We start from the raw sequence: 15,339 nt of genomic DNA on the forward strand, positions 1-15,339 counted from the left end.
GGTCAGTGTCCGAAGTCGAACCAGTTGACGTTCACGAAGTCGGCGGGCTGGCCGCTGGTGAAGGTCAGATAGACGTCGTGGGTGCCCGTGACGCCCGTGGTGTTCGCCGGGACCGTCCTCCAGCTCTGCCAGCCACCGGTGTTGGCGACGGCGAAGCTGCCGATGGGCGCGCTGGTGCGACTGTCCAGCCGGACCTCGACGAGTCCGCTGACGCTGCCGGCCGCGCCGCTGGCGACCCGTCCGTAGAACTGCTTCGCCGCGCCGGTGCCGAAGTCGACGCCCCGGTAGAGGGCCCAGTCGCCGTTGGCCAGCGAGCCGAGGTCCTGGCCGCCACCGGTGTCGGTGGTGTTCTCCTTGACCGTCCCCGACTGCTCGTCGTACGACTCGGCCTGGATGGCGGTGTACGCGTCACGGTTGCCGGCCGGAGGCGTGGCCGGCGGGGTGGTCGGGGGAGTCGTGGGCGGGGTGGTGGTGCCGGTCGACTGGAGTACGGACACGTAGTCGACGACCATCGGGTATCCGGGCTGCGTGCCCGCGTCGGGTCCGCCGCCGAAGGCGTCCGGGAAGCCGCCGCCCATGGCGACGTTCAGGATGATGAAGTAGCCGTGGTTCGTGGCGTTGGTCCACGTCGTGGCGTCAACCTGATTGGCGCGCACGGTGTGGAAGTTGACCCCGTCGAGGTAGAAGCGCATCTCCTCCACGGCGGTGGACCTGTCCCATTCCACGGCGTACGTGTGGAAGCCGCCCTGGCAGGTGGTGCCGGTGCAGGCGCGCTGGCCGCCGATGCCGGAGGTCTCGTTGCACGGGCCGCCCGGGCTCGTGCCGCAATGCATGGTGGCCCATTCGTTGTTGATGCCCTGGACGTTCTCCAGGATGTCGAGCTCGCCGATGCCCGGCCAGTTCCACCAGTTGCCGCGATAGGGGGCTCCGAGCATCCAGAACGCCGGCCAGTAGCCCTTGGCCGCGGGGCCGGTCACGTTCGGCATCTGGATCCGCGCCTCGGTGCGCAGCTTGCCGCCCGCCGGGGGCTGGAAGTCGGCGCGTTTGGTCTCGACGCGGCCGGAGGTCCAGTTGCCGGCGGCGTCCCGCCTCGGCGTGATGCGGAGGTTCCCCGCGCCGTCCAGAGAGACGTTGGCGGTGTCGGCGGTCATCGTCTCGACCTCGCCGGTACCGAAGTTCGCGGGGCCGCCGGGGTAGCTCGTGCCCGTCGTGTACTGCCAGTTCGCGGTGTTCACCCCGGTGCCGGCAGCCCCGTTGAAATCGTCCAGGAACACCTGGGACCAGCCTGCCGGGACCGGGGGAGCGGCGGCGTTCGCGGGCAGGACGACGGTCACGGCGGCCGCCGCGGCCAAGGCCGTCATGCTCAGCGCGGCCACGACGGCCCGCCGGACGGACGGCCGCCGCCTTCTACTGGATGTCTCACGCATGGGTGCCCTCTCTGAGGCGCCGTAGGGCGCGGTGTGGGGGGAGCGACAGGGGGAGGGACGCGTTTTGAGAGCGCTCTCAAGGCGCGCCGCCCGTCACTGTGCTCCCCACCGCACCTGGCGTCAAGAGATGGAGCCGACAAGAGCCTTGCGGGCAGCGGGAGTTCATACGTTGAAGGCGTTGAAGCGTTCGCGGCCACCGCGCGCCGGGCCGGCCCGGCGGTGGCGCCCCGGGCGGTGCGGGCCGGATAGGGTCGGCCGCGGAGTCGAGGGAAGGGACACGGTCATGACCAGCGGAAACGAGGTCGTCCGGGTATTGAGGGCGGCCGACCGTCCGGCCGCCGTGTGGAAGAACGGCGGGGGAGTCACCCGGGAGATCGCGGCCTGGCCCGAGGGCGCCGGGATGAGTGATTTCGCGTGGCGGGTGAGCCTGGCCGAGGTGGCCGCCGACGGGCCCTTCTCGGCGTTCCCCGGCGTCGACCGCACCCTCACCCTGGCCGAGGGCTCCGGCATGGACCTCGCGGTGGCGGGCGTACACCGCGTGGTGGACGAACGCTACGCGCCGCAGGACTTCCCGGGGGACCGGCCGACCGACTGCCGTCTCCTGCACGGCCCCGTGGTGAACTTCAACGTGATGTACCGCAGGGACGCCACGGAGGCCGATACCGCCGTCGTACGGGGCGCTCTCGCGGTCACCGTCCCGCCGGGGGAGACACTGCTCGTGGTCGCGCTGGAGGGCCCCGCGGTCCTGGACCGTACCGGCGGCCCGGACTCGCCCGTCCAGCTCGCCCCGCACGACGCGGCCCTGGCGACGGGCGGGCTCACCTGCCGCGTCCGCACACCCGGCCGCGCGGCGGTGGTCACCTTCCGGCCACGCCCCCGGTAGCCGCCCTTGAGCGGCGGCGGCAGGCCCGGCGGCGGCCGGCTCGGCGGTGGCCGGCTCGGCGGTGGCCGTCCCGGCGGTGGCCGGCTCGGCGGCTCGTCCTCGGGTGGCGCGCCGCGCGTACGTGACTTCGCTCATGCCGCACGAGTACCGCGTACGGCCGGACCGGGCGTCCCCGTAACCTCGATGTGCGGACGCCCGTGCGAAGGCGGCCGTGGACGACGAGCCACCTCCCTGCCCCGCCCACCTCTGAGCGGAGAACCACAGATGGCACCCACCCTCACCCTCAAGCCCGGCACGGCCTGGTCCGACGCCTGGCGGCGCGCCCTGGCCGTCGCCCCCGAGGCTTTCCGCGCCGACCACGTCCTCAACCTCTGGGGCGGCGCCTGGCAGCCCGACGGCCGCCCGCTGCCCGCCACCAGCCCCGTCGACGGCAGCCCGGTCGCGGGCCCGCCGCGTCTGGACGCGGCGTCGGCCACCCGGGCCGTACGGGCCGCCCTCGACCAGCACCGCGCCTGGCGGCACGTCCCGCTGCCCGACCGCCGGGCCCGTGTCGCGGCCGCCCTCGACGCCCTCGCCGAACACCGGGAACTGCTCTCCCTCCTCCTCGTCTGGGAGATCGGCAAACCCTGGCGCCTCGCCCGGGCCGACGTCGACCGGGCCGTGGACGGCGTCCGCTGGTACCTCGAACACATCGAGGGCATGCTCGACGGCCGCGCCCCCCTCGACGGCCCCGTCTCCAACATCGCCAGCTGGAACTACCCGATGTCGGTGCTGGTCCACGCGATGCTGGTGCAGGCCCTCGCCGGGAACGCGGTCATCGCGAAGACCCCGACCGACGGCGGCCTGGCCTGCCTCACGCTCGCCTGCGCGCTCATCCACCGCGCCGGAATTCCCGTCACCCTGGTCAGCGGCAGCGGCAGCGAGCTCTCCGAGGCACTGGTCCGTTCCCCGGAGATCGGCTGTGTCTCCTTCGTCGGCGGCCGCGACACCGGCGCCCGGATCGCCACCGCCGTCACCGACCTCGGCAAACGCCACATCCTGGAACAGGAGGGCCTCAACACCTGGGGCGTCTGGGAGCACACCGACTGGGACGCCCTGCGCACGGTCATCCCCAAGCTCTTCGACTACGGCAAACAGCGCTGCACCGCCTACCCCCGATTCGTCGTACAGCGCACCGCCTTCGACGCCTTCCTCGCCGCCTACCTCCCGGCGGTCGCGGCCATCCGAACGGGCCACCCGCTCGCCGTCGAACACCCGGACGATCCCCCGCCCGAACTGGACTTCGGTCCCCTCATCAACGCCGCCAAGGCCAAAGAGCTCACCGACCACGCCGCGGAGGCCATCGACCGCGGCGCGGTACCGCTCTTCCGCGGCAACCTGGACCCGGCCCGCTTCCTGCCGGGCCAGGACGTGTCCGCGTACGTCGCCCCGCTCACCCTGCTCAGCCCGCCGGCCTCCTCGCCGCTCTACCACGCGGAGCCGTTCGGCCCGGTCGACACGATCGTCCTCGTCGACACCGAGGCGGAGCTGCTGGCGGCGATGAACGCCTCAAACGGCGCGCTGGTGGCCACCCTGTCCACCGACGACCCGGCCACCTTCGCCCGCCTCGCCCCGCAGATCCGCGCCTTCAAGCTCGGCCACGGCACGCCCCGCTCACGTGGGGACCGCGAGGAACTCTTCGGCGGGTTCGGCGCCTCCTGGCGCGGCGCCTTCGTCGGCGGCGAACTGCTCATCCACGCCGTGACCCAGGGCCCGGACGGCGAACGCCTGCCGGGCAACTTCCCGGAGTACCAGCTGATGCCGTAAGGGGGGACCGGAGCGCGTCGGCGATCATCGTCTCCCGGGACGGACTTGAGTCTCCCGCAGGGGGAGACAGCAAGGTGGGGACATGAACGCGACGCGCTCTACTCCATCGGGGAGCTGGCCCGGCCCTCCCTCACCGCCCTCTACGCCCACGCCTTCGAGCGTGCCGACGACGGCGACCTGCGCCGCTGGCTCCTCGCCCGCCTGGAGACAGCCGCCGACCCCAGTGCCGAGCGCTACTGGCAGCTCCTGTCCGTGATCAACGGATGGCCGACACCGCCCAGTCTCGCTCCCGTGTTCACCTGGTTCACGGCCGCCCTGCGCTGCGGCGCGAGCGCGGGCGCCGGTCAGGCGGACTGACGGGCGGCCACGACCGCGCAGGCCAGCGCCAGCGGCAGCTCCGCTCCGGCGGCCAGCAGCAGCGCCATCCCCTGACCGCCGCTCCCGGCCGAGGTCGTGACGTCGAACCAGGCATCCATCACCAGCAGCGCGGCCGTGGCCGCGGCCACCGGGGACACCCGCGGGTCGCCCTTGCGCAGCAGCACGCCGGTCCCGGTCAACCCGGCAGCCAGCATCAGGTCCAGGCCGATCCAGGCGGTGGACCAGTTGGAGACCTCGGCGGTCTGCGGCACCGTCCGCGCCAGCACCACCATCCACGGCAGCAGCGCGATCCCGGCCCCGGTGAGCACCGTGGCGAGCCGAGGCCGGGACACACGCCGGTCCGGACGCCCCAGCCGGAGGCCGCCGGCCGGGCTGCGACGGGCGTGGAGCTGCGGGGCGACAAGGGCCATGGCGGCGGGTCTCCTTCCGGCCCGGCGGTCCGTCCCCCGGGCACACCACCACACTCGTCCGCCAGGCCGCCGAGATCAGTAACCCCACTGTCCGAACCGGGGGTGGTGCTGGCTACACCCCCGGGCGGGCACCAGTGGGGTGTGAGCGCTCCGATCAGTGCGATTACCGTACGGCTATGGCATTTCGCGGCGCGCTGAGGCGTACGTACACATGGATCGCCGCGCACGCCCCGTGGTCGGCGTGGGCCTGGCGCAACACCGCCTTCGCGGTCGCCGCGATCCCGCCCGCCCTGCCCGCCGCGCTCGGATTCGCCTCCAAGCCGGTCTGGCTGCTCCTCGTACTCGTGCTCGGGCCGCTGCTCAGCTCGCTCCAGCGCAGCCGCTTCTGGTCCCTGCTCGGCCTCGACGTGCCCGAAATCCCGCGCGAACACAGCTGGTCGAGCCTGCGCGGGCTCACCGAGCGGGTGCGCTCCGAGGCGACCTGGCGCCAGTACTGCTACCACTTCCTGGTCAGCCCGCTCGCCGGAGTCGCGGGCGCCCTGCTGGTGCTCACCTGGGCCGGTGGCGCCGCGGCCGCCACCGTGTACGGCTGGGGGGTCATGCCCCTGGACGCCCGGACCCCCGGATGGGCCGACTACGACGTCATCACGGCCTCCGGCGTCCTGCTGCTGCTCGCCGCCCCCTGGCTGGCCGCCCTCCTCACCCGGCTCGACGCCATCGCGGCGGCCGCCCTCCTCGGCCCCAACCGGGCCCAGGAGCTGGAGCGGCGGGTCGAGGACCTCGCGGAGAGCCGGGCCGGTGTCCTGGACGCCGCAGACCTCGAACGCCGCCGCATCGAACGCGACCTGCACGACGGCGCCCAGCAGCGGCTGGTCGCCCTCGCGATGAACCTCGGTATCGCCCGCGCCACCCTGAAGGTCCTGCCACCCGAGGCCAAGGCCGTCATCGACGAGGCCCACCGCGAGGCCAAGGAAGCCATCGAGGAGCTCAGCAACCTGGTACGGGGCCTGCACCCGGCCGTACTGGAGGACCGCGGGCTCGACGCGGCCCTCTCCGGCATCGCCGCCCGCGCCCCGCTCCCCGTCGAGCTGTCCGTGGACATCGGCGCGCGGCCGGGGCCGACCGTGGAGGCCGTCGCGTACTTCGTGGTCTCCGAGGCTCTCGCCAACGTCGCCAAGCACGCCCGTGCCAGGCACTGTTCGGTGCGGGTGAGCCGGGTGAGCGGGCGACGCCCCGGAGACCGGCTGCGCGTCACCGTCACCGACGACGGCGCCGGCGGCGCGGACCCCGTCCGCGGCACCGGGCTGGTGGGCCTGCGCAAGCGCGTAGGGTCGGTCGACGGAACCATCATGATCAACAGCCCCCTCGGGGGCCCGACCGTCATCACTGTGGAGCTGCCGTGCGGGCTGTGATCGCCGAGGACTCTGTCCTGCTGCGCATAGGACTGGTGAAAGTCCTCGAAATGGCCGGATTCGAGGTGGCCGCCGAGACGGGCGATGCCGAGGGCCTGCTCGCCGCCGTCGAGGAACACCGCCCCGAACTCGCCCTCGTCGACGTCTGGATGCCGCCCGGCTTCACCGACGAGGGCGTCCGGGCTGCCCTGATGATCCGTCAACAACACCCCGGCACAGCCGTGCTGCTGCTCTCGCAGTACGTCGAGGAGCGCTACGCCGCCGACCTGCTGGCCGCCCAGAGCGGCGCGGGCATCGGCTACCTGCTCAAACAACGGGTCGCCGACGTGGAGGACTTCATCGACGCCGTGCGCCGGGTGGCGGCCGGCGGTACCGCGCTCGACCCGCAGGTCGTCGCCCAGCTCCTGCTGCGCCGCGGCGGCGGGCCGGACCCGCTCTCCCGACTCACCCCGCGCGAGCGCGAAGTACTGGCGCTGATGGCGGAGGGCCGCTCCAACGGCGGCATCGCGGCCGGACTCGTGGTGAGCGAGAGCGCGGTGGCCAAGCACATCAACAACATCTTCGCCAAGCTCGACCTGTCCCCGGCCGACGGCGACCACCGCCGGGTACTGGCGGTGCTGCGCTTCCTGGACGGTACGCGGTGACGCGCGCCGGTGAGCCGCGCTCTGGTGAGCCGCGCTCCGGTGAGCCGCGCTCCGCCCCGCCCCGCCCTGGACATCGCCTCGCCTGGATCGTCAGCGCACTGCTGAGCGCGGTGTTCGTCGTGGTGCCGGCCACCTTGCAGGTGTGGGCGTACGGGAGCACCGAGAGCCGCACCCTGCTCGGCGGCAGCGACGGCCGGCCGGTGACCGCGCTCGAAATCGTGGCCGGCGACGCGAACGTCACCGTCACCCCCCGCTCGGACCAGCAGGTCGGTTACCGGGCCGAAGTCAGCTGGTCGCTCAAGGCGCCCACCATCGAGGCGAGCTGGCTCGGCGAAACCCTGAGGCTGAGCCCGCGCTGCCCCGGTGAGGGGGCCGTGCTGACGGCCGGAGTGGGCTGCTCCATCCAACTGGGGGTGGCGGTACCCGTCGGAATTCCGGTGAAGGTCACGGCCGGTTCCGGCCGGGTCGACATCAGCGGCCTGGGCGGCACCGTGGACGTGGAGGTCGCCTCCGGAGAGGTGAACCTGACCGGGCTGCGGGGCGCCCTGCGCGCGGACGTCGGATCCGGCATGCTCCGTGCCACGGACCTCACCTCTGCGCAGGCCGACATCCGGGTCGGCTCCGGCCGGGCCGTCGCCGCCTTCATCACTCCGCCGGACCGGGTGACCGCCCGGGCCGGCTCGGGCCGGCTGGCGCTCACCGTGCCCCCGGCCACCCGCTTCCGCGTCCGCTGTGTGACCGGGCAGGGCCGCTGCGAGGCGGCGGAAGCCCTGAACGACCCCGCCTCGCCCCGGCGCCTGGACATCTCGGCGGACTCGGGGCGGGCGTACGCCGGCTATCCGGACCGGACGCCGTGAGCGGTCCCTGACCAGGCCGTCCTTCAGCGCCTGCGGGCCCGGGCGCGCCGGAGGAACAGGCCGCCGGCGGCGCCGGCCAGGGCGGTCGCGGCAACGCCCGCGGTGGTCCACCAGACGGTGCCGTCACCGCTGTCAGTCCTGTCACCGCTGTCGCGGCCGTTGGCCGTAGGGGACGCGGAGGGGGCGGCGGGCGACGGCGCCGCTGATGTGGCAGGCGTGGCCGGCGCGGGGGACGTGGCCGGCGTGGCGGACGAGACCGTCGGCTCAGGGGTCGCCGGTACCGAGGGCGTGGCCGGCGGCGCCGGGTCGACCACCGGAACGTTGACCTCGCGGTCCCCGTGCCCGAGGGAGGGGAACCCCACGTCGACGCTGACCTTCCAGGTGCCCGGCGGAAGAACCTCGGCCGTGGTCCAGCCCGCCTTGTCGCCGGTATCGCGGACCAGTCGCCAGGGACCCGCGGAGCGGGCGCCGTCGGCGCTGACGGCGTTGACCGTGCCGGCGACCGTCTCGTCGACGGCGTCCCCGTCGTTCTCCCACGTGATGTCGGCGGTGACACGGCCCGCCTTCTGCCCGGTCACCACCACCTTCAGGGTGTCTCCATGGGCGTACGCGGTGGTGGGTACGGCCACGGCGACGGCCACGGCCTGGAGAAGAAGCACGAACCAGAGGCCGACTCCGGTGAAGGGCGGGAAAGCGTGTCTTGAGCGCATCGTCTCGGTCCTCCGGGCGAGTTGAGATGAGGGGTGCCCGGCGGGCGGTCGCACGAGGCGACCGCCCGCCGGGTGGGTGTCACAGGGCTACGGCCGGTCAGGCGGCCTTCTGGACCGTCCAGACCTGCGCCGGACGGCCGTCCGCGCGCTGGAGTTCCAGCAGCCAGTCCCCGTAGTACGGGCGGTTGCTCACGGCCAGGGCGTAGCCGCCGCCCGGGTTCGACACGGTCACCGCGCCACCGCGGGACGTCAGCCGCCACTGCTGGGCGCCGGAGTTCCCGCAGGTCTGCTGCGCGACCCACATGCCCGCGGTGGCCTCGCCGCCCAGTTGCAGGCACTTGCCGGAGACCGCGGAGCGGATGCGGACGAGGCCGCTGCCCGCGTCGTCGAAGTACCACTGCTGCTGCGCGTACCCGTTGGCGCGCCCGCCGACGAGCACCGTGCCGTTCGCGGTACGGCCGCCCGACAGCTCAGCGGCCATGCCGGTGCTGCCGTTGCCGAGCAGGTAGCGGGTGTTGGGGGTGGTGGCCCCGCCGCCCGCGCTCGTCGTACGGAAGGAGGCGGCCTTGCCGGGCCCGCTGTCCCGGCCGGAGCTGTCACGGACGGAGACGGCGACGGTGTACCCGGTGCCGGGCTGGAGGTTGTAGATGCGCAGCGCCTGGGACTGGACCCAGGTGAGGTGCTTGCCGTTCAGCAGGACCTGATACCACGCGGCGCCGTCCACCTTGGGCCAGCTCACCACGACGGAGCCCGACTGGATCTGACTGGCCGTCACATCCGGTCCGCCGGTCGGCTTCTTGGTCGGCGTCGGTGTCGGCTTCGGAGTCGGCTTGGGGTTCGGATCCGGGTCGGTGCCGCCGCCGTTGGTGCGCATCAGGAACTGGTTGTCGGCGATGTTCCAGTGCGTGGCCAGGTAGCTGCCGGCCTTCGGGCTGGTGTGGAAGTAGTCGTCGTGGTTGCAGTCCAGGATGTTCTCGGACGCCTGATTGGTGCAGACGTTGCGCATCTGCGGGTAGTACGGTGTGTCCGAGTAGCACATGACGTCCCACTCGTCCGTGCAGTGCGCGCCGCGGCTGGTGTTGGGGGCGCTGTTGTTCACCGCGCCGAGGTTGTGCCCCAGTTCGTGCGCGGCGGTGTGGCCGCCCCAGCAGCCGGAGTCCGTACGCCCGTAGGACGGACCGAAGTTGCTCAGGTTGTTCTGGCCGGGGCGCTCGTCGCCGTTGAAGGTGCCGATGCCGCAGTAGACCTGCGTGTCCGCGAAGATCATGTACTTGCGGTCGCGGCGGTCGAGGCCCTTGCCGGCGAGGGCGGCGTTGGTCGCGCTGAACTCGGACAGCGCGGAGGCCGGCAGCTCGATGTTGAGCACGGTCGGGGTGCAGTCGGCGGCCGTCACGTAGCGGATGTGCCGTACGCCGCCGGTCTCCTTGGCGCTCGCGGAGTAGATGACGTCGGCGTCGGCCGCCCACTTGCGGAACGAGGCGACGTACTCGGAGTACCGGTCGCGGTCGGAGCCGTGTACGTACACGACCTGGACGCGGTTACCGGTGCTGCCGTCGCCGTCGCACTGGACGGTCTGGCCCGCGGGTCCGGCGGCGACGGTCTGGCTGCCGGACGCCGCGGCGGGCGACGGAGTGCTGGCGGACTTGGCGGCCGAGGCGTCGGCGGCGGGCGCGTCCTGAGGACGCCCGCCACCTTCCGTGGTTGCCGGGTCGGCGCTCGCGGGCCGGGTGGGGTCAGCGGCCGGCGCCGTCGTCTTCACGACGGGCGCGATCTCCTTCTTGATGTCCACGCCCTTGGGCGGGGCGTCGGGGCCGTGCGTGCAGAGTCCGGCCTCCGTGCGGTAGACGCCGACGCAGCGGTCTCCCTTCGGCGCGGGCTTCAGGCCGTTGTAGACCATGCCGCGGGCGTCCTCGTTGGCGGACTCGCCCACGATGGGAGCCGGCTCGTCGTCCCGGGCCGGTGCGGCGGCCGGCACGAGCGTCTCCGCGGCGGGGGCTCCGGCCTGTGCGGGGAGCACCGCCTCGGCCTTGTCGCCCAGTCCGGAGTAGGCAATGCCTCCAGCTATCACCGCCGCCGTGGCCATGGCGGCGGTGACGAGTATCAACCGCCGGGGTTTGCGGCGGTGTTCACGCTGTTCACGCTGCCTGCGATGTCTGGTCATGCGCACCTCAATTCTGAGTGAGGAGAGTGGGTGCGCGGAAGCCTGCCAGACGGGCGTGGTGGAGAATTCGGACAAACGGGAGCCCGATGGGAGATACCTGTCTGTTACCTTCGAGTCTTTATTTGATGAACCGTCAATTCCCTTTAAAATCAAGGGAGTTACGCGCGTTGAGGGTGAATGGTCCAGGCCTTTTTCGGGGATGTCGTTATCGAATCGAGATATACGGAAATGCTTATTGACGGTGATTCAGTCAGGGATTCATCTAATTACTACCTGCCGAATTCCTTCCGTCACGAGCGGTGAGGAATCGTCAGATCCGCACACGCCCGCGGCCGGCATCCCGGAAATCCGGGATGCCGGCCGCGTCGAACTGCCGCTGGTCTACCTGCGGGCGTCGCGCTCCCAGCTGTAGAACCGGTGCGCCATCGCGTCCTTCGGGCTGCGCCAGGTCTCCGGGTCGTGCGGGCTGATGAACGCCGACAGCCGGTCGCTGAGGTCCTTGAACTCCGGGTGCCCGGTCACCTTGGCGATCGCCGGGCCGGGATCGCTGTCGGACTCGATCAGGTGGAGGTACACGTCCCCGAACTGGAAGAGGCTGCGGCGGCTGACTCCGACCAGGTGGGGCAGCTCGCCCGCATCCGAGGCTGCGAACAGGCCGGCGATATCCGGCGCCGAACCGGGCGCCATGCGGGCCACGATGAGAGCTTGGTGCATCGGGAGGGGTGCCTTTCGTCTGGGGGCTGAACGGGCCGGTCCGTCAACGGGCCGGCGCGGTGTCCGGGGCCGATGCCTCAGCGGCGGCCGGCCACGGGCGTACGGCTTTCCCGTTCGCGCTGCTCGATCTTGTCCCGGATGAGGGCCATCTGGATCTTGGAGTTGCGGTTGATGTTGTCGGTCATCCACACGTCGTCGACCGGGGCCTCGGGCTTCATCGCGAAGTCCTGGACCCACCGCATCCGCGTGCCGCCGCCGGGTACGGGGGCGTACTCCCAGTGGATGTTCATGTGCTCGAACGGGCCGGTTTCGACCCGGCGGGCCTTCACGGTGAGCGCGTCGCGGTCCATGGTCCGCTCCGAGACCCAGCTCCAGACCACGCCGTTCTCGTCCGGGTGCATGGCCAGGCGGAACTTCGTGGTCTCGCCGACCTTGTCGAGGATCTCGATGGACGCGTACTCGCTGAAGAGCCGCGGCCAGTTGGGGAGGTCGTTGGTGATGTCCCACACCACGTCCACAGGTGCGTTGACGGTGATCTCGTTCTCCGTGTGTCCAGGCATCTCAAGCTCCTGTCATGAGGCTGTTGTTGACGAGGTCGAGGAACTCGCCCGGGCTCTTGCAGCGGTCCGCGTCCGTGGGGAGCGCGCGGCCGCGCCGGTTCTCCAGCTCGCCGACGATGCCGAGCAGGCCCAGCGAGTCGAGGCCGTAGTCGTCGAACTTGGAGTCCGGACGCTTCGCCATCTCGGCGGGGTCGACGGTGATGCCGGCGGTCTTCATCAGGGCCGCGAGCTCTTCCATGGTCAGTCGGTCGGACATGGGTTGCCTTCTTTCTTCTTGCGGGTCCTGCCGGTCCTGCGGTCCTGCGGGTCCCGCGAGTCCCGCGGGTGGATCCCGAGCCCTAACCCGGGTATTCGGGTCCCTTGCGGATCACGAGCGCCGAGTTCGAGCCCATCCGGCCCCGGCTCAGTACGAGCGCGGTCCGCAGCTCCACGGCGCGCGCGCCGCCCGTGACCACGTTCAGGTCGTGGCACACGTCGAAGACGTTCGGGGTCGGCGGTACGACGCCGTGCTCCAGTGCCAGGACCGCGGCGGCCGCGTCGAGGGTGCCGGCCGCGCAGTACGCCCTGCCGGTACCGGTCTTGGGCGCCGTGACCGGCACCCGCCTCCCGTGCCCGCCCAGCGCGTCGGAGATGGCCCGCGCCTCGGCCGCGTCGGCCTCCGGTGTGCCCAGGGCGTCGGCGAAGACGACGTCGACCTCCTCCGGGGCGCATCCGGCCTCCCGGAGCGCGCCGCGGATCGCGTGGGCCAGGCCCTCCCCGGACTCCTCCCAGCGGGCCGGACCGGTGAAGGTCGCGGCGTGGCCGGCCAGTACGGCCCGCACCGTCGCGCCACGCCGCCCGGCCGTGGCCTCGTCCTCGACGACGAACATCGCGCCGCCCTCCGCCGGGACGAAACCGCACGCCTTCTCGGTGAACGGCCGATAGGCCCGCTCGGGGTCCTCCTCCGTACTCAGCCCCTCGTAACCGAGCTGGCAGACCACCGAGTAGGGCGCGAGCGGTGCCTCGGTCGCGCCTGCCAGCATCGCCCGGCTGCCCTGGCGGATCGCCCGGGCCGCGTGCGCGAAGGCGTCCAGGCCGCCGGCCTCGTCACCGCACACCACACCGCACGGGCCCTTGAACCCGCGCCGTATCGAGATCTGGCCGGTGCTGGCGGCGTAGAACCAGGCGATCGACTGGTACGGGCCGACATGGCGGGGGCCCTGCCCCCACAGCCGCTGAAGCTCGCGCTGCCCGAATTCGCCGCCGCCCGATCCGGCCGCCGTGACGACGCCCACGGAGTAGGGGTCGTCCTCGTAGTCGGCCCGGCCGAGCCGCGCGTCCTCCAGGGCGAGGTCCGCCGCGGCCAGCGCGTAGTGGCTGAACCGGTCGGTCTGGACGAGGAAGCGCTCCTCGACCAGCGAGCCGGGGTCGAATCCCCGCACCTCGCCGGCGACCCGCAGCGGGAGGTGCTCGCACCCCTGCCGGGTGACGCGGTCCAGGACGCTGTCGCCGGACTGCGTCGCCTTCCAGAAGGCGTCGGAGCCAATCCCGTTGGGGGCGACGACCCCGATGCCCGTGACGACTGTGCGGCCCGCGGTACTGCTCGTTCGGCTGTTCACGCGCGCACCTCCTTCGGCTGGGTCATGACCACGGCGGACTGGAAGCCTCCGAATCCGCTGCCGACGGAGAGCACGTTGCGCAGCTTGTGGCCGCGCGCCGTGCGCGGCACGTAGTCCAGGTCGCACTCGGGGTCGGGGGTCTCGTAGTTCGCGGTCGGCGGCACCACGTGATGCCTCATGGCAAGTACGCAGGCCGCGAGTTCTATCGCCCCGATGGCGCCGAGTGAGTGCCCCACCATGGATTTGATGGAGGTCATCGGCGTCTTGTACGCGTGGTCGCCCAGGACCCTCTTGACCGCCGCGGTCTCATGGCGGTCGTTCTGCTTGGTCCCGGAGCCGTGCGCGTTGACGTAGTCGATGTCCTTGGCGTCGACGCGGGCCTGCGCCAGGGCGGTTTCGATCGCCCGGGCCATTTCGAGGCCCTCGGCGGTCAGCCCGGTCATGTGGTGGGCGTTGCCGAAGGTCGCGTAGCCGCTGATCTCGCAGTACACGGTCGCGCCGCGGGCCCGGGCGTGTTCCAGCTCCTCCAGCACGAGGACGGCGCCGCCCTCGCCGAGTACGAAGCCGTCCCGGTTGGCGTCGAACGGCCGTGAGGCGTGCGCCGGGTCGTCGTTGTTCGCCGACGTCGCCTTGATGGCGTCGAAGCAGGCCACCGTGATGGGGGAGACGGGGGAGTCCGACGCGCCCGCGATGCACACGTCCATCCGGCCCTCCTGGATGGAGTGGACGGCGTAGCCGATGGCGTCCAGCCCGGAGGTGCATCCCGTGGAGACCGTCTGCACCGGGCCGCGTGCGCCCGTCTGCTCCGCCACGGCCGACGCTAGGGTGGCGGGCGTGAACGCCCGGTGCAGGTGGGGCGACGCGAGCCGGTGGTCCACGTCCCACCACGCGCCTTCCTGGCTGACGGCGACGTAGTCGTGCTCCAGACGGGTGGTGCCGCCGACCGCCGTGCCCAGGGAGACCCCCGTGCGCCACGCCTCGTCGCTGCCGAGGTCGAGGCCGGCGTCGGCCACCGCCTCACGCGCGGCGACCAGGGCGAACTGGATGTAACGGTCCGCCCGCGCGGCCCCGTCGTCGTCGAAACCGTGTGCGGCGGGGTCGAAGTCCACCTCCGCGGCTATCCGGGAGCGGAAGCCGGCCGGGTCGAACAGGGTGATGCCGCGTGTGGCCGTACGGCCGTTGGACAGCAGGTCCCAGAAGGCGCGGGCGCCGATTCCGCCGGGCGCCACGACGCCGACTCCGGTGACGGCCACCCGCCGCCCGTTCACGAGACCACCCGGGTGTGCTCCGGCGGACGGTCCCATCCGGTGCTCTCCGGGTGCGGGGCCTCCTCGGTGTCCACGTGGCCGAGCTCCGGACGCGGGGCCAGCGGGCCGAGGTGGAAGACCATCCGGGCCTCGACGTCCCCGACGTTGCGGAACCGGTGGCGCACGTTGAGCGGCACCAGCAGCCCCTGATCGGTCCGCAGCGGGTGGGCGTCCCCGTCGAGGTCGACCTCCAGCATTCCGCTGACCACGTACACGAACTCCTCGGAGTACGGGTGGTAGTGCTCGGCGATCGACTCCCCGGGGGCCATGACGGCCAGGCCCATGAAGCCGCTGGTCGAGCCGACCGAGGTCGGGGTGAGCACGGCTCGCAGATCGCCTCCACGACGGCGGTTGGGCTGTGTCTCGCTGAGATCGACGATTCGTGGGCGGTGTTTCGTCATGGCTGACTTCCTCCTGGGAAGTGAGGAGCCTGGATGCGGGCCCTCGATGTGGTGAGTGGTGCAGGCCGGGA

The 15,339-nt window shown here is 72.1% G+C and carries 16 protein-coding genes; 6 read left to right on the top strand and 10 right to left on the bottom strand.

Going from position 1 to position 15,339, the window contains the following annotated elements; all coding sequences use genetic code 11:
* Nucleotides 1-2: 2 nt before the first annotated feature.
* Nucleotides 3-1,427 carry a glycoside hydrolase family 16 protein gene (locus J7I97_RS13090; protein ID WP_214934106.1) on the bottom strand — a complete coding sequence of 475 codons (1,425 nt, stop codon included), beginning with the start codon at nt 1,425-1,427 and terminating at the stop codon, nt 3-5.
* 283 nt (nt 1,428-1,710) lie between these two features.
* On the opposite strand from J7I97_RS13090, the gene J7I97_RS13095 reads away from it, so the two are divergent.
* From J7I97_RS13095 to J7I97_RS13105, 3 genes are all read left to right on the top strand, one after another.
* The gene (locus J7I97_RS13095; RefSeq protein ID WP_214934109.1) at nt 1,711-2,310 is read left to right on the top strand and encodes a HutD family protein; all 600 of its coding nucleotides are present in this window, start codon (nt 1,711-1,713) and stop codon (nt 2,308-2,310) included.
* Nucleotides 2,311-2,574: 264 nt separating this feature from the next.
* A complete protein-coding gene (locus tag J7I97_RS13100; RefSeq protein ID WP_214934112.1) occupies nt 2,575-4,116 on the top strand; it encodes an aldehyde dehydrogenase family protein in 1,542 nt (513 codons plus the stop codon).
* Between the two features lie 45 nt (nt 4,117-4,161).
* Entirely contained in the window at nt 4,162-4,473 is a 312-nt protein-coding gene (locus J7I97_RS13105; RefSeq protein WP_374195468.1) for a hypothetical protein, read from the top strand.
* On the opposite strand, the gene J7I97_RS13110 is transcribed toward J7I97_RS13105, so the two are convergent.
* Complete coding sequence (locus J7I97_RS13110; RefSeq protein WP_251051530.1) at nt 4,461-4,904, bottom strand: hypothetical protein; 444 nt, start codon at nt 4,902-4,904, stop codon at nt 4,461-4,463. The genes J7I97_RS13105 and J7I97_RS13110 overlap by 13 nt on opposite strands.
* A 176-nt stretch (nt 4,905-5,080) precedes the next feature.
* Between J7I97_RS13110 and J7I97_RS13115 the strand changes: the two genes are divergently transcribed.
* Genes J7I97_RS13115 through J7I97_RS13125 form a run of 3 tightly spaced genes read left to right on the top strand, consistent with a single transcriptional unit; the run spans nt 5,081 to nt 7,817 of the window.
* Entirely contained in the window at nt 5,081-6,316 is a 1,236-nt protein-coding gene (locus tag J7I97_RS13115; RefSeq protein ID WP_214934115.1) for a sensor histidine kinase, read from the top strand.
* Nucleotides 6,304-6,960, top strand: coding sequence for a response regulator transcription factor (locus J7I97_RS13120; RefSeq protein WP_214934119.1), 657 nt, complete (start codon nt 6,304-6,306; stop codon nt 6,958-6,960). The genes J7I97_RS13115 and J7I97_RS13120 overlap by 13 nt, the downstream gene beginning before the upstream one ends.
* A complete protein-coding gene (locus J7I97_RS13125; RefSeq protein ID WP_214934122.1) occupies nt 6,957-7,817 on the top strand; it encodes a DUF4097 domain-containing protein in 861 nt (286 codons plus the stop codon). The genes J7I97_RS13120 and J7I97_RS13125 overlap by 4 nt, the downstream gene beginning before the upstream one ends.
* A gap of 23 nt (nt 7,818-7,840) precedes the next feature.
* On the opposite strand, the gene J7I97_RS13130 is transcribed toward J7I97_RS13125, so the two are convergent.
* The 8 genes from J7I97_RS13130 to J7I97_RS13165 all read right to left on the bottom strand — a co-directional run bounded on the left by J7I97_RS13130 (nt 7,841) and on the right by J7I97_RS13165 (nt 15,268).
* Nucleotides 7,841-8,527, bottom strand: coding sequence for a hypothetical protein (locus J7I97_RS13130; protein WP_214934125.1), 687 nt, complete (start codon nt 8,525-8,527; stop codon nt 7,841-7,843).
* Nucleotides 8,528-8,624: 97 nt separating this feature from the next.
* On the bottom strand, nt 8,625-10,688 hold the full coding sequence (locus J7I97_RS13135) for an RICIN domain-containing protein (RefSeq protein ID WP_251051534.1): 2,064 nt from the start codon (nt 10,686-10,688) through the stop codon (nt 8,625-8,627).
* Between the two features lie 381 nt (nt 10,689-11,069).
* Nucleotides 11,070-11,402, bottom strand: coding sequence for a TcmI family type II polyketide cyclase (locus J7I97_RS13140; protein ID WP_214934128.1), 333 nt, complete (start codon nt 11,400-11,402; stop codon nt 11,070-11,072).
* A gap of 77 nt (nt 11,403-11,479) precedes the next feature.
* Nucleotides 11,480-11,962, bottom strand: a complete 483-nt coding sequence (locus J7I97_RS13145; protein WP_214934131.1) for an SRPBCC family protein — start codon at nt 11,960-11,962, stop codon at nt 11,480-11,482.
* 1 nt (nt 11,963) lies between these two features.
* The gene (locus tag J7I97_RS13150) at nt 11,964-12,218 is read right to left on the bottom strand and encodes an acyl carrier protein (protein ID WP_214934134.1); all 255 of its coding nucleotides are present in this window, start codon (nt 12,216-12,218) and stop codon (nt 11,964-11,966) included.
* An 82-nt stretch (nt 12,219-12,300) separates the two neighbouring features.
* A complete protein-coding gene (locus tag J7I97_RS13155; protein WP_214934137.1) occupies nt 12,301-13,560 on the bottom strand; it encodes a beta-ketoacyl synthase N-terminal-like domain-containing protein in 1,260 nt (419 codons plus the stop codon).
* Nucleotides 13,557-14,828, bottom strand: coding sequence for a beta-ketoacyl-[acyl-carrier-protein] synthase family protein (locus J7I97_RS13160; RefSeq protein WP_308365862.1), 1,272 nt, complete (start codon nt 14,826-14,828; stop codon nt 13,557-13,559). Before J7I97_RS13160 ends, J7I97_RS13155 begins: the two co-directional genes overlap by 4 nt.
* Entirely contained in the window at nt 14,825-15,268 is a 444-nt protein-coding gene (locus tag J7I97_RS13165) for a cupin domain-containing protein (RefSeq protein ID WP_214934142.1), read from the bottom strand. Before J7I97_RS13165 ends, J7I97_RS13160 begins: the two co-directional genes overlap by 4 nt.
* Between the last annotated feature and the right edge of the window lie 71 nt (nt 15,269-15,339).

This window comes from Streptomyces sp. ISL-87 (assembly GCF_018614095.1).
Lineage (GTDB): Bacteria > Actinomycetota > Actinomycetes > Streptomycetales > Streptomycetaceae > Streptomyces.

Excerpts from the sequence above, each read along its gene's own strand:
- J7I97_RS13090 (WP_214934106.1), bottom strand. The coding sequence starts at position 1,427 with ATGCGTGAGACATCCAGTAGAAGGCGGCGGCCGTCCGTCCGGCGGGCC.
- J7I97_RS13095 (WP_214934109.1), top strand. The coding sequence starts at position 1,711 with ATGACCAGCGGAAACGAGGTCGTCCGGGTATTGAGGGCGGCCGACCGT.
- J7I97_RS13100 (WP_214934112.1), top strand. The coding sequence starts at position 2,575 with ATGGCACCCACCCTCACCCTCAAGCCCGGCACGGCCTGGTCCGACGCC.
- J7I97_RS13110 (WP_251051530.1), bottom strand. The coding sequence starts at position 4,904 with ATGGCCCTTGTCGCCCCGCAGCTCCACGCCCGTCGCAGCCCGGCCGGC.
- J7I97_RS13115 (WP_214934115.1), top strand. The coding sequence starts at position 5,081 with ATGGCATTTCGCGGCGCGCTGAGGCGTACGTACACATGGATCGCCGCG.
- J7I97_RS13130 (WP_214934125.1), bottom strand. The coding sequence starts at position 8,527 with ATGCGCTCAAGACACGCTTTCCCGCCCTTCACCGGAGTCGGCCTCTGG.
- J7I97_RS13135 (WP_251051534.1), bottom strand. The coding sequence starts at position 10,688 with ATGACCAGACATCGCAGGCAGCGTGAACAGCGTGAACACCGCCGCAAA.
- J7I97_RS13140 (WP_214934128.1), bottom strand. The coding sequence starts at position 11,402 with ATGCACCAAGCTCTCATCGTGGCCCGCATGGCGCCCGGTTCGGCGCCG.
- J7I97_RS13145 (WP_214934131.1), bottom strand. The coding sequence starts at position 11,962 with ATGCCTGGACACACGGAGAACGAGATCACCGTCAACGCACCTGTGGAC.
- J7I97_RS13150 (WP_214934134.1), bottom strand. The coding sequence starts at position 12,218 with ATGTCCGACCGACTGACCATGGAAGAGCTCGCGGCCCTGATGAAGACC.
- J7I97_RS13165 (WP_214934142.1), bottom strand. The coding sequence starts at position 15,268 with ATGACGAAACACCGCCCACGAATCGTCGATCTCAGCGAGACACAGCCC.